This is a genomic window from Novosphingobium sp. BAM6 (assembly GCF_057784955.1).
Window position 1 is genome coordinate 1322806 of record NZ_JBYNTR010000001.1, and the last position, 12294, is coordinate 1335099.

Here is a 12294-nt window from a genome sequence, read left to right on the forward strand (position 1 = left end):
AGCACGCACGATGACCGATGATGCAATCGAATCGCCCGCCCTGCCCCCTTTCCATCAGGAGCCGGATGACGAGGTAACGCTCGTCGAGGATTTGCGTGGCCTGATCGACGAGACATTCGACCTCGCCCAGGCAGAGATCGCGTTCCAGAAAAGTCGCGCGGCCTATGCCGGGGCGGAAACGCGCAATGTCGTCGCCATGCTAGTCATGGCGGCGGTGTTCGGGTTCTTCGCATTTCTGGCGCTGGTGGTCGGTCTTGTGATCGCGCTCGGCCCGCTGCTGACGCCGTGGGGCGCGATGGCTGCCGTCACGCTGGGACTGCTGGTGCTGGCGGCGCTGTGTGCGCTGTCGGCACGATCGCGCGTCAAACGACTGATTTCGGCGCTGCGCAGCAAGGGAGGCGACGAATGAGCAGTCTGCGTCGTCAATTCCTGCAGGACAAGGCCGAGCGCGACCGCGCCCGCGCCGCCTTCGACACGCGCGTTGCCGATCTGCGCGCAGATTACGAGCAGCGCGGGATCGCCGGGCGAATCCTAGATGAAGTGGCCGAGCCTGCTGCCGACCTGTTCGATGAGGCGGTGGAACTGGCAGCGCGACATCCCGGCGCAATTGCCGGAACCTTGGGGCTGATTGTGGTTTGGTTCCTGCGAAGCCCGTTGATCGCGCTGATGAACCATATTCCCGGTCTTGGCGGCGTGGCGCAATGGTACGAAGACAGACAGAACGAGAAGGAGGCCCCCGATGAAGAAGCCTGACCTGAACACGCCGGTCCTCAGCGAAGCGACCCGCACGCCGACCACCGGCGTCGTGTCCTCGATCCACGGCAATCCGATCGAGACAGTAAAGCCCGATGCGCGCCCGTCCGAAAAAGTCGTCGCGTTCGTGAAGGACCACCCGGTTGCACTGGTGGCAGGCGGCATCGCCGTCGGCGTGCTGGCCACCGCCCTGATGCCGCGTGGCCTGCGCAAGCGCGTCGCCTCGAAGGCTTTCAGTGCCGCCAAGGCCGCAGGCGCTGCAGCCCTGACGTTCGGCCACGATGCCGAAGAGCGCGCCGAGGATTTCGGCAAGACGGTCAGTGCCCGTGCTTCGCGCCGTGCCCGCAAGCTGATCGACAATTCGGAAGACTTCCGCGAGGCTGCGCTTGAGCATGCCGAGGAATACGGCAGCAAGGCCGCACAGCGCGTCGGCAAGTTCGGCACCGCCCTGCTCTCGTCAGCGAAATCGCTCTCGAAAACCGCCGCGCATCGCGCCCATGACCTCGCCGACAGTCTTGCCGACGATGCCGCCGAACGCGGTGCAGAAGCCATGAAGCGCGCCCGTGCGGTACGCAAGGCCATGAGCGACTGATTTACATCGGGTGCAAACAACCGATCCGGCCGCCTATTCGATTGCATCACGCGCAATTGGATAGGCAGTCAATTCCCGCAATGTGGTCTTGCCGGGTCGAAATGCAAACCATATAGGGGCCGCAATCTCCCACAGAAGGAAAGCGGCCAACTTCCATGCAGCAGCAGCAGAAACTTCACCTCGTGATGGGCGGTCGGGTCAAGGATCCCCGCGGCCTCGATTTCGTCGACCTGAACGCCCTGCACGTCGTTGGCGTGTTCCCGGACCTCGCAGCGGCTACCGAAGCCTGGCGCGCGAATGCCCAGCGCACGGTTGACGATGCCGAAATGAAGTACGTCGTCGTGCCGCTGCACAAGCTGCTCGAAAAGCCCGAGACAGCCGAAGCCTGATCGCTTCGACATTCCAACAAAAAAGGCCGGCGTTTCCGCCGGCCTTTTTTGTTGCCTGAGGCTTCAGCAGATCGAACTCAGATGAATTCGATCTTCTGCACCTGATAGAACTTGTCGCCGGCAGGAACGGTCACTTCGACCTCGTCCTCGGCCCGGCGACCGATCAGCGCCTTGCCCAGCGGCGAGTTGTAGCTGATGCGCCCGACCTTCGCGTCCGCCTCATACGGGCCGACGATCTGGTACTTCACCGGGTGATCGTCATCATCCAGCAGCGTCACAGTGGCGCCGAAGATGATCTTGTCGCCCGTCAGCATAGCCGGATCCACGATCTGCGCGCGGCTGAGCTTGTCTTCCAGATCGGCGAGAGTCGCCTCGATCTGGCCCTGACGCTCTTTCGCGGCGTGGTATTCCGCGTTTTCCGAAAGGTCGCCGTGCGCGCGCGCTTCCTCGATCGCGTCCACGACACGGGGGCGCTCTTCGCGCAGCGCCTTGATCTCGGCGGCAAGCTTTTCATAGCCTTCCGCCAGCATCGGCAGCTTTTCGACACTTGCCATTCTACAATCTTCCTCCTGTTGCCTCCCCGCCTTCAAAGCTGCGACGACTGCCCGCTCCGGCCCCCGTCAATCAGGGGCCGGGCCGATCCGCAGCGATGTGGGGAAGCAAGATCGATTTCAGCTATAATAATCCTGCAACGAGCGCACTTCAAGTTGGCTCCCGCGCATTGCGGAAATCGCCTGTGCAGCAGCGTGGCTGGCAGCGGCAGTGGTGAAGTACGGCACCTTGCCGGTCAGTGCAGAGCCACGAATCGACTGCGAGTCCTTCAGGCTCTGCCAGCCTTCCGTGGTGTTGAAGATCAGCGCGATGTCGCCATCGACGATCCGGTCGACGATATGCGGACGACCTTCGGCCACCTTGTTCACCAGTTCCACCGGCAGCCCGGCATCGGCAAGGTAACGCTGCGTGCCCGACGTGGCGATGATCCTGAAGCCATTGGCCACCAGTTCCTTCGCCGCTTCCAGGATCAGCGCCTTGTCGCCGTCCTTCACCGAGACGAAGACGTTGCCGCTTTCGGGCAGACGCATGCCTGCGCCCAGCTGCGCCTTGAGGAATGCGGTCGCGAAATCGCGATCGATTCCCATGACTTCGCCGGTGGACTTCATCTCCGGACTGAGTACCGGATCGACGCCCTGGAAGCGCGCCCAAGGGAACACCGCTTCCTTCACCGCGACATAGTCTAGCTCGCGCTTGAACGCCGGGAAATCGGCCAGCTTCTCACCTGCCATGACACGCGCAGCAATCGCGGCGACCGGCTGACCCAGCGCCTTGGCGACGAAGGGCACGGTGCGCGAGGCACGCGGGTTCACCTCGATGAGGTAGACCTCACCGTCCTTCACCGCGAACTGGATGTTCATCAGGCCGCGCACGCCAAGGCCGAACGCCAGAGCCTCGGCCTCACGCTCCATCTCGGCGACGATCTCCGCAGGCAGGCTGTAGGGCGGCAGCGAGCAGGCGCTGTCGCCCGAGTGAATACCCGCTTCCTCGATGTGCTGCATGACGCCTGCGACCACGACCTGATCGCCATCGCACAGCGCATCGACGTCGCATTCCACGGCGTCGCGCAGGTACTGGTCGATCAGGACCGGCGAATCGCCCGAGACCTTCACCGCCGTGGCAATGTAGTTGTCGAGCTGTTGTTCGCTGTCGACGATCTCCATCGCGCGGCCACCCAGCACGTAGCTGGGGCGCATCAGCACCGGATAGCCGATACGGTTGGCGACCGCGACGGCCTCGTCGCGGCTGCGCGCGATGCCGTTGGCAGGCTGACGCAGGCCCAGCTTCTCGACCAGCGCAGCAAAGCGCTCACGGTCTTCGGCAAGGTCGATGGCATCGGGCGAAGTGCCCAGGATCGGAATGCCGTTGTCTTCCAGCGCCTGCGCGAGCTTGAGCGGGGTCTGCCCACCGAACTGCACGATCACGCCCACAAGCGTGCCGTTCTGCTGCTCGACGCGCAGGATTTCCAGCACGTCCTCGGCGGTCAGCGGCTCGAAGTAGAGACGGTCTGACGTGTCGTAGTCGGTCGAGACGGTCTCGGGATTGCAGTTGACCATGATCGTCTCGAACCCGGCCTTCGACAGCGCGAAGCAGGCGTGGACGCAGCAGTAGTCGAACTCGATGCCCTGCCCGATGCGGTTCGGACCGCCACCCAGGATCACGATCTTCTTGCGATCGGACGGCATCGCCTCGTTCTCGGGCTCACCGAAGAATGGGACTTCGTAGGTCGAGTACATGTAGGGCGTCACCGCCTCGAACTCGGCGGCGCAGCTGTCGATGCGCTTGAACACCGGGAGCACGCCCAGCTTCTCGCGCAGCTTGCGCACTTCGTCCTCGCTGGTAGCACCGGCCATGGCGCGCAGCGCATCGTGCAGCAGGCCCGAGCGCTTGGCCTGGGTCTCGCCCATGCCGCCCGCGACGCCCACCGAGCGCACGGCCAGCGTGGCCAGGCGCTTGTCCGAGAAGCCCATGGCCTTCAGCTTGCGAAGACCCTGCGCATCGACCGGCAGGCCGTGCTTCATGATCTCGGCCTCGGCGGCGATGATCTCTTCGATGTGGCGCAGGAACCACTTGTCGTAGTGGGCGATGGCGTGGATCTCGTCCACGCTGAAGCCTTCGCGGAAGGCCTGTGCGGCCACCAGCAGACGGTCCGGCGTCGCCTTCGAGAGCGCCGCCACGATCACGTCGCGCCCGGCGCCTTCCAGTTCGACCACGCGGTTGAAGCCGTCGAGGCCGGTTTCCAGACCGCGCAGCGCCTTCTGCATCGATTCCTTGATGTTGCGCCCGATCGCCATGACCTCGCCGACCGACTTCATCGCGGTGGAAAGCTGGGTATCGGCGCCCTTGAACTTCTCGAAGGCGAAGCGCGGGATCTTGGTGACCACGTAGTCGATGGTCGGCTCGAACGCGGCAGGCGTCGCGCCGGTGATCTCGTTGGTGATCTCGTCGAGCGTGTAGCCCACCGCCAGCTTGGCGGCGACGCGCGCGATCGGGAAGCCGGTGGCCTTCGACGCCAGCGCCGACGAACGCGAGACGCGCGGGTTCATCTCGATGACGATCAGGCGACCGTCCTTCGGATTGACCGCGAACTGTACGTTCGAACCGCCTGTTTCCACGCCGATTTCACGCAGCACCTCAATCGAGGCGTTGCGCATGATCTGGTATTCCTTGTCGGTCAGCGTGAGCGCCGGGGCGACGGTGATCGAGTCACCGGTATGGACGCCCATCGGATCGACGTTCTCGATCGAGCAGATGATGATGCAGTTGTCGTGCTTGTCGCGCACGACCTCCATCTCATACTCCTTCCAGCCGAGCAGCGATTCCTCGATCAGCACTTCGTTGGTCGGCGAGGCATCGAGGCCCGAGCGCACGATCGCCTCGAACTCGGCCTTGTTGTAGGCGATGCCCCCGCCGGTGCCGCCCATGGTGAAGCTGGGGCGGATGATCGAGGGCAGGCCCGTGGTTTCGAGGATCGCGAAGGCCTCGTCCAGCGTATGCGCGACGCCCGAGCGCGCCGAATTGAGGCCGATCTTGTCCATCGCGTCGCGGAAGCGCTGACGGTCCTCGGCCTTGTCGATCGCATCGGCATCGGCGCCGATCATCTGGACGCCGAACTTCTCCAGCGTGCCGTCGTTGAACAGCGCCAGCGCACAGTTGAGCGCGGTCTGCCCGCCCATCGTCGGCAGCACCGCATCGGGGCGCTCCTTCTCGATGATCTTGGCGACGACTTCGGGGGTGATCGGCTCGACATAGGTCGCATCGGCCATGTCTGGATCGGTCATGATCGTGGCGGGGTTCGAGTTCACCAGGATGACGCGATAGCCGTCTTCCTTCAGCGCCTTGATCGCCTGCGTGCCCGAATAGTCGAACTCGCACGCCTGGCCGATGATGATAGGCCCCGCGCCAATGACGAGGATCGAGGAGATGTCTGTGCGTTTGGGCATGGCTTCCTTCAGACCTCAACAGGCCGCTTGAAGATGAAAGAATGGGTGGTGCTGGAAAGGCCGGGCTCCGCAGAAACGGACACCAGTTCCCAACCGAGAGAACCGAGGTAGTTGAGTGCACCGACGACCGACTGGGTCTGCATCTCGCCTCCCGACACGCGATAGTTCAGCATGCCGTTGATTTTGGAGGCAACGATGTATTCCCAGCGCGTCATCGTCATCACCCCAGCATCCCCACGAACTTCTCGAACAGGTAGAAGCTGTCCTGCGGGCCGGGCGAGGCTTCGGGGTGGTACTGCACGCCGAAAGCCTTCTTGCCCTTGATAGCAATGCCGCAGTTCGAGCCGTCGAACAGCGAGACGTGGGTCTCCTCGACATTCTCGGGCAGCGTCTGGTTGTCGACCGCGAAGCCGTGGTTCATCGAGGTGATCTCGACCACGCCGTCGGCGTGGCGCTTCACCGGGTGGTTCGCGCCGCGATGGCCCTGATGCATCTTGGCGGTCTTGGCGCCAGCGGCAAGGCCGAGCATCTGGTGGCCAAGGCAGATGCCGAACACCGGAATGTCGCGCTCCAGCAGGCGCTGGATCACCGGGACGGCATAGACGCCGGTCGCCGCCGGATCGCCGGGACCGTTCGAGAGGAACACACCGGCAGGCTCCAGCGCCAGCACCTGGTCGAGCGTGGTCTCAGCAGGCACCACGGTAACGCGCGCGCCGGCCTTCACCAGATTGCGGAAGATGTTGTCCTTGGCGCCGTAGTCGATGGCGACGACATGCGGGCGGGCTTCGCCCTCGCCTGCACCGAAGCCTTCACCAAGCGTCCAGGTCGAGCCTTCCCAGCCTTCCTGAATTTCGCGGCTGACGATCTTGGCAAGGTCCATGCCTTCCAGACCCGGCCAGCTCTGGGCCTTCTCCAGCAGGGCGGGAATGTCGAAAGTGCCGTCCGGGCTATGCGCGATCACCGCGTTCGGCGCGCCCGACAGGCGGATGCGGCGGGTCAGCGCGCGGGTATCGACGCCCGAGATCCCGACCTTGCCCTTGGCCGCCAGCCACTCGCCATATTCGCCGCGCGAACGGAAGTTCGAAGGCAGCGTCACGTCCTCGCGCACGATGCAGCCCACCGCGCCGTCGACCTGCGATTCGAGATCCTCGTCGTTGACGCCGACATTGCCGACATGCGGGAACGTGAAAGTCACGATCTGGCCTGCATAGGACGGATCGGTCATCACTTCCTGATAGCCGGTCATCGAGGTGTTGAAGCAGACTTCGCCCACCGCTGCGGTCACTGCGCCGAAACCGCGCCCCCAGATGACATGCCCATCGGCAAGGACGAGAACGCCGGTGGCGCCATCGGGTTTGGGGGCGTGCGAAGATGCGGCGTCGGCCATTAGTAGGGTCGCTCCGTTGACGGCATTCAGGATATGTGTGCTAAGGCTCAGCCGCTAGAGACGAGCGCCGGGTGCGTCAAGCGCGCAAAGCCACAAATCGCCGCGAGCCACGCTCGCATCCGCACTGTCTCGTACATTTTCGCCATCCGGCACGCCAACAGGAAGCATTCAGACCCATGATCCGCGATTCGCTCAAGGCCGCGCAGATTTCCGCCATGAAGGGCGGAGACAAGGCCCGCCTCGCCGCCGTCCGCCTCATCCTCGCCAAGGTCAAGGACCGCGATATCGAACTGCGCACCGCCGAGACCACGCCCGATGACGATGCGATGGTGATCGAGGTGCTCCAGAAGATGGTGAAGCAGCGCCGCGAATCGATCCAGCTGTTCGAAGAAGGCGGTCGCCCGGAAAAGGCCGCCGAGGAAAAGGCCGAGCTGGAAGTGATCGAGACCTTCCTCCCCGCCCAGCTCTCCGAGGACGAGACCAAGGCGGTGATCGAGGCGCTCAAGGCCGAAACCGGCGCCACCGGCATGAAGGACATGGGCAAGGTCATGGGCCTGCTGAAAGAACGCCACGGCGCCGAAATCGACGCGGGCAAGGCCAGCGCCTGGGTGAAGGCCGCGCTGGGCTGAGGCAACCCATACAGCCCGCAAGGGCCGGCATCCCACAACCTCCCCTCCCGCCTGCGGGAGGGGCCGGGGGAGGGCCTGTTACAGCGCCACTTTCACAGCGCCTCTTAATCGCATCGGAGCGACCGGAACAGCACGCCTAAGGAGCCTTTCGTTGGAGACCCCACCAGACAAAGGCTATTCCCGGCCTACTGCCCGATCACGGCAGTTGCGGCGTGATGCCACTCCGGCGGAGCGCCTCCTCTGGCGACATCTGCGCGCCCGGCAACTCGCCGGTGTCCGCTTCAACCGACAGTTTCCGGTTGGCCCTTACATCTGCGATTTCGTATCGCGCGAATATCGGCTGGTGATCGAACTCGACGGCGGGCAACATGCATCCGCGATAGACTACGACCAGCGCCGCACCCGTTTTCTCGAACTGCAAGGTTTCACCGTGATCCGCTTCTGGAACGCCGACGTTCTCGATTCCACAGAGGGCGTTCTGGCGCGCGTCGCGACCGTGCTGGGCGACATGCCCTCCCCCGCCCCCTCCCGCAAGCGGGAGGGGAGTTTGTGCAGCCCGGCGCGTTCGCGCGGGCGTGTTGTCTGATGCTGACCCCGCAATGGCTCGACCAGCTGCGTGCGCGCACCACGCTTTCGGCGCTGATCGGGCGCTCGGTCCGGCTGCAGAAGGCAGGGCGCGAGCACCGGGCGTGCTGTCCGTTCCATAACGAGAACTCGCCCAGCTTCTACGTCAACGACGAGAAGGGCTTCTACCACTGCTTCGGCTGCGGCGCGCATGGCGATGCCATCCGCTGGATGACCGACCATCAGGGCCTGGCCTTCATGGACGCGGTGAAGGAACTGGCGGGCGAGGCGGGCATGGACGTCCCCGCCCCCGATCCGCGCGCGGCCAAGGCGGCGGAGAAACGCGATTCGCTGCACGACGTGATGGCAGCGGCACAGGCCTTCTTCGAGGAGAGCCTGAAGGCCGCCGAGGGCGAAAAGGCGCGCCAGTACCTCGCCACGCGCGGATTCAATGCCCATACGGTCGAGCGGTTCGGCTTCGGCTTCGCGCCCGAGGGTCGGCAGGCGCTGAAAAGCGCCCTTTCCCGCTTTCCCGAACCGATGCTGATCGAGGCGGGCCTGCGCATCGCCGTCGAGGAACGCGATCCCTACGATCGCTTCCGCGACCGCCTGATGCTGCCCATTGCGGATGCGCGCGGGCGGGTGATTGCCTTCGGTGGCCGCATCCTTGCCAAGGGCAAGACCGATGCGCCCAAGTACCTGAACTCGCCCGACACGCCGCTGTTCGACAAGGGCCGCACGCTCTATAACCTGCACCGTGCCGCGCCTGCCGCGCGCCAGACCGGGCGCATGGTGGTGGTCGAAGGCTACATGGACGTGATCGCGCTGGCCGCCGCCGGGATCGCCGATGCTGTCGCGCCGCTGGGCACTGCGCTCACCGAACACCAGATCGAGATGCTCTGGCGCCACGTAGAAATGCCGATCCTGTGCTTCGATGGTGACGCGGCAGGACAGCGCGCGGCGATGCGCGCCGTCACCCGTGCGCTGCCGCTGCTGCGCCCGGCGCACAGCTTGCGGATCGTGCGCTTGCCCGAAGGCCTCGACCCGGACGATCTCATCAAGGCGCGCGGGCCAGCCGCGATGGAAACGATTCTCGGCGAATCGCGCAGCCTGCTCGACGTGCTCTGGGAGCACGAGCGCGACGCGCTGCCGCTGGAGACGCCCGAGGCCAAGGCAGGCCTGAAGGCCCGCCTGCTCGCCCATGTCGAGACGATCGCGCATCAGGACATCGCCGGGCTCTATCGCCGCGAGCTGCTCGACCGGTTTTCCGAGTTCGCCTACCCGCGCCGCGAAAATCGCTGGCAGAATGGGGGGCAGAACGGAGGTGCGAATCGGGCGCCGTTCCAGCCGGGACGCAAGGGGCCGTGGAACGGGCGCCAGAACGGCCCTGCCCCCTCCAGCCCCGAATCGATCGCGCGACTTGCAGCGCGATTCGGTGGGGGAAATCGCGATGCCCTTTCCGCCGCCGTGCTCGCCGGCCTGTTCCACTGGCCCGAAGTGCTCGGCCACCATGCCGAGGCCATTGCCCGCACGCCGGACCTCGATCCGCGCTTCGGCGTACTGCTCGATTGCTGGGACGCACACGGCCCGCTTGAAAGCGCCGAACTTGCGACCATATTGACGAAAAATGGCGTGGAAGCCCCGCATTCGACCGAATACGCAGGGATACGTTTCGGCTTCGTGGATGGCCGGGGCGAACCCGAAAAGGCACGGGCGGAACTGATCCAGGCCATCCAGCTGCTGACCGAGCTGCCGATGATCGAACAGGCCCTTGCAGCGGCGACCGAACGCCACGAACGCGAGTTCACCGACGAGACTTTCGCCGAGCAGCAGCGCCTGCGCGAGAGAAAGCTGGAATTTGACAAGCGTCTCAGGCAAATGACGACCAGACATGCGTCCTGATTGTATAATTATACACCACAGGCTGCACGAGCTAACGGCGGAAGAATGAGCAAAAACGACACCGACGGCGATACCCACGACGGCACCGACGCTCCTCTGATCGACCTCAATGAGGCGTCGATCAAAAAGCTGATCGCACGTGCCAAGCGTCGCGGCGTCATCACGTATGACGAACTGAACGAAGCCCTGCCTCAGGACATGTCCTCGGATCAGATCGAGGACATCACCTCCGCCCTGAACGAAATGGGCGTCAACATCGTCGATAATGACGAAGACGCCGAAGGTCAGGAAAACGAGGACCAGGACAACGATTCGGACACCGACGACAGCGACGGTGACGATGGCGGTCCGCGCATGGTCGCCGAGCCGAAGAAGAAGGAAACGGTCGAGCGCACCGATGACCCGGTGCGCATGTACTTGCGCGAGATGGGCGCGGTCGAACTGCTCAGCCGCGAGGGCGAAATCGCCATCGCCAAGCGCATCGAGGCCGGTCGCGACATGATGATCCTGGGCCTGTGCGAGAGCCCGATCACCTTCCACGCCATCATCCAGTGGTCCGAAGCGCTCAACAATGGCGAGATGCAGCTGCGCGAGATCCTCGATCTCGACGCGATGCTGTCCAAGGAGCCTGCGCCCGAAAGCCTCAACGAAGACGGCGAGAGCGAGGACGACGGCGAAATCTCCGAAGCCACCGCCGGTCCCTCGTTCAAGGACGACGATTCCGACGACGAGGACAACTCGGAAGAGGTCGACGAGGACGGCAACCCTATCCCGAAGCGTCAGGCCGAGGAAGAGGAAGAGGACAACACGCTTTCGCTCGCGCAGATGGAAGCGGCGCTCAAGCCCGAAGCGCTTGAGAAGTTCCTGCTGATCACCGAGCTGTTCCAGACGTTCGAGAAGCTGCAGCGCGAGCGTCTCGACGCGCTGGCACTGGGCATCGATTTCCCGGCGGCCAAGGAAGACCAGTACCAGCAGCTGCGCGAAGACCTCACCGCGCAGGTGGAATCGGTGAAGTTCCACGCGACCAAGATCGAATATCTGGTCGACAACCTCTATGCCTTCAACCGTCGCCTCACCACGCTGGGCGGCCAGATGCTGCGTCTGGCCGAGCGTCACAAGGTGAAGCGCGCCGACTTCCTGGAAAGCTACGTCGGTCGCGAGCTGGACGACGCGTGGCTCGCCGAGGCCGGCAAGAAGGACAAGAAGTGGGCTGCCTTCGCGGAGAACGAGGCCGATAACGTCGAGCGCATCCGCGCCGAGGTTGCCGACATCGCCGCCGCCACCGGCATGGCGCTCCCCGAGTTCCGCCGGATCGTCAACATGGTCCAGAAGGCGGAGCGCGAGGCGCGCATTGCCAAGAAGGAAATGGTCGAGGCGAACCTGCGTCTGGTGATCTCGATCGCCAAGAAGTACACCAACCGTGGGCTTCAGTTCCTGGATCTCATTCAGGAAGGCAACATCGGCCTGATGAAGGCGGTCGACAAGTTCGAATACCGTCGCGGCTACAAGTTCTCGACCTATGCTACGTGGTGGATTCGTCAGGCGATCACCCGCTCGATCGCCGATCAGGCGCGCACCATTCGCATCCCGGTGCATATGATCGAGACGATCAACAAGCTGGTGCGCACCAGCCGCCAGTTCCTCCACGAGCAGGGCCGCGAGCCCACGCCCGAGGAAATGGCCGAGCGTCTGTCGATGCCGCTCGAAAAGGTGCGCAAGGTGATGAAGATCGCCAAGGAGCCGATCTCCCTCGAAACGCCGATCGGCGACGAGGAGGATTCGCACCTCGGAGACTTCATCGAGGACAAGAACGCGATCATCCCGGTGGACGCCGCCATTCAGGCGAACCTCAAGGAAACGGTCACGCGCGTTCTCGCCAGCCTCACCCCGCGTGAGGAGCGCGTGCTGCGCATGCGCTTCGGCATCGGCATGAACACCGATCACACGCTAGAGGAAGTGGGGCAGCAGTTCTCGGTGACGCGCGAACGCATCCGCCAGATCGAGGCGAAGGCGCTGCGCAAGCTCAAGCACCCGAGCCGCAGCCGCAAGATGCGCAGCTTCCTCGACCAGTAATCGAGACGAG

Annotated in this window: 12 protein-coding genes; 8 read left to right on the forward strand and 4 right to left on the reverse strand. The window is 64.2% G+C overall.

The features are described from left to right. The first annotated feature begins 10 nt into the window (after positions 1–10). The 4 genes from AC3EC3_RS06090 to AC3EC3_RS06105 all read left to right on the forward strand — a co-directional run bounded on the left by AC3EC3_RS06090 (position 11) and on the right by AC3EC3_RS06105 (position 1734). A complete protein-coding gene (locus AC3EC3_RS06090; protein ID WP_488488720.1) occupies positions 11–409 on the forward strand; it encodes a phage holin family protein in 399 nt (132 codons plus the stop codon). Continuing rightward, positions 406–753, forward strand: a complete 348-nt coding sequence (locus AC3EC3_RS06095) for a hypothetical protein (RefSeq protein ID WP_488488721.1) — start codon at positions 406–408, stop codon at positions 751–753. The genes AC3EC3_RS06090 and AC3EC3_RS06095 overlap by 4 nt, the downstream gene beginning before the upstream one ends. After that, positions 740–1345: a hypothetical protein gene (locus tag AC3EC3_RS06100; protein WP_488488722.1), complete on the forward strand. Its 606-nt coding sequence runs from the start codon at positions 740–742 to the stop codon at positions 1343–1345. Before AC3EC3_RS06095 ends, AC3EC3_RS06100 begins: the two co-directional genes overlap by 14 nt. Positions 1346–1500: 155 nt before the next feature. After that, on the forward strand, positions 1501–1734 hold the full coding sequence (locus AC3EC3_RS06105; RefSeq protein ID WP_260923510.1) for a DUF4170 domain-containing protein: 234 nt from the start codon (positions 1501–1503) through the stop codon (positions 1732–1734). Positions 1735–1811: 77 nt separating this feature from the next. On the opposite strand, the gene greA is transcribed toward AC3EC3_RS06105, so the two are convergent. The 4 genes from greA to carA form a co-directional block, all read right to left on the reverse strand. Continuing rightward, entirely contained in the window at positions 1812–2288 is a 477-nt protein-coding gene (greA, locus tag AC3EC3_RS06110; protein WP_260923512.1) for a transcription elongation factor GreA, read from the reverse strand. 117 nt (positions 2289–2405) lie between these two features. Next, complete coding sequence (carB, locus tag AC3EC3_RS06115; RefSeq protein WP_488488723.1) at positions 2406–5729, reverse strand: carbamoyl-phosphate synthase large subunit; 3324 nt, start codon at positions 5727–5729, stop codon at positions 2406–2408. 8 nt (positions 5730–5737) lie between these two features. Continuing rightward, positions 5738–5950, reverse strand: coding sequence for a DUF4177 domain-containing protein (locus AC3EC3_RS06120; protein ID WP_488488724.1), 213 nt, complete (start codon positions 5948–5950; stop codon positions 5738–5740). Then, the gene (gene carA / locus AC3EC3_RS06125; RefSeq protein ID WP_488488725.1) at positions 5950–7116 is read right to left on the reverse strand and encodes a glutamine-hydrolyzing carbamoyl-phosphate synthase small subunit; all 1167 of its coding nucleotides are present in this window, start codon (positions 7114–7116) and stop codon (positions 5950–5952) included. The genes AC3EC3_RS06120 and carA overlap by 1 nt, the downstream gene beginning before the upstream one ends. Before the next feature lie 176 nt (positions 7117–7292). Here carA and AC3EC3_RS06130 point away from each other — a divergent pair, with 176 nt between their 5' ends. From AC3EC3_RS06130 to rpoD, 4 genes are all read left to right on the forward strand, one after another. Then, on the forward strand, positions 7293–7745 hold the full coding sequence (locus AC3EC3_RS06130) for a GatB/YqeY domain-containing protein (RefSeq protein WP_488488726.1): 453 nt from the start codon (positions 7293–7295) through the stop codon (positions 7743–7745). Between the two features lie 151 nt (positions 7746–7896). Then, positions 7897–8331 (forward strand): endonuclease domain-containing protein, encoded by a 435-nt coding sequence (locus AC3EC3_RS06135; protein ID WP_488488727.1) that lies wholly within the window; start codon positions 7897–7899, stop codon positions 8329–8331. After that, a complete protein-coding gene (gene dnaG / locus AC3EC3_RS06140; protein WP_488488728.1) occupies positions 8331–10211 on the forward strand; it encodes a DNA primase in 1881 nt (626 codons plus the stop codon). Before AC3EC3_RS06135 ends, dnaG begins: the two co-directional genes overlap by 1 nt. 45 nt (positions 10212–10256) lie before the next feature. Further along, positions 10257–12284 (forward strand): RNA polymerase sigma factor RpoD, encoded by a 2028-nt coding sequence (rpoD, locus tag AC3EC3_RS06145; protein WP_488488729.1) that lies wholly within the window; start codon positions 10257–10259, stop codon positions 12282–12284. Positions 12285–12294: the final 10 nt, after the last annotated feature.

Bases quoted from the DNA above. Each gene is read 5' to 3' on its own strand.
- AC3EC3_RS06095 (WP_488488721.1), top strand. From the start codon at position 406: ATGAGCAGTCTGCGTCGTCAATTCCTGCAGGACAAGGCCGAGCGCGAC.
- rpoD (WP_488488729.1), top strand. From the start codon at position 10,257: ATGAGCAAAAACGACACCGACGGCGATACCCACGACGGCACCGACGCT.
- AC3EC3_RS06100 (WP_488488722.1), top strand. From the start codon at position 740: ATGAAGAAGCCTGACCTGAACACGCCGGTCCTCAGCGAAGCGACCCGC.
- greA (WP_260923512.1), bottom strand. From the start codon at position 2,288: ATGGCAAGTGTCGAAAAGCTGCCGATGCTGGCGGAAGGCTATGAAAAG.
- AC3EC3_RS06090 (WP_488488720.1), top strand. From the start codon at position 11: ATGACCGATGATGCAATCGAATCGCCCGCCCTGCCCCCTTTCCATCAG.
- AC3EC3_RS06130 (WP_488488726.1), top strand. From the start codon at position 7,293: ATGATCCGCGATTCGCTCAAGGCCGCGCAGATTTCCGCCATGAAGGGC.
- AC3EC3_RS06120 (WP_488488724.1), bottom strand. From the start codon at position 5,950: ATGACGATGACGCGCTGGGAATACATCGTTGCCTCCAAAATCAACGGC.
- carB (WP_488488723.1), bottom strand. From the start codon at position 5,729: ATGCCCAAACGCACAGACATCTCCTCGATCCTCGTCATTGGCGCGGGG.
- carA (WP_488488725.1), bottom strand. From the start codon at position 7,116: ATGGCCGACGCCGCATCTTCGCACGCCCCCAAACCCGATGGCGCCACC.
- dnaG (WP_488488728.1), top strand. From the start codon at position 8,331: ATGCTGACCCCGCAATGGCTCGACCAGCTGCGTGCGCGCACCACGCTT.
- AC3EC3_RS06105 (WP_260923510.1), top strand. From the start codon at position 1,501: ATGCAGCAGCAGCAGAAACTTCACCTCGTGATGGGCGGTCGGGTCAAG.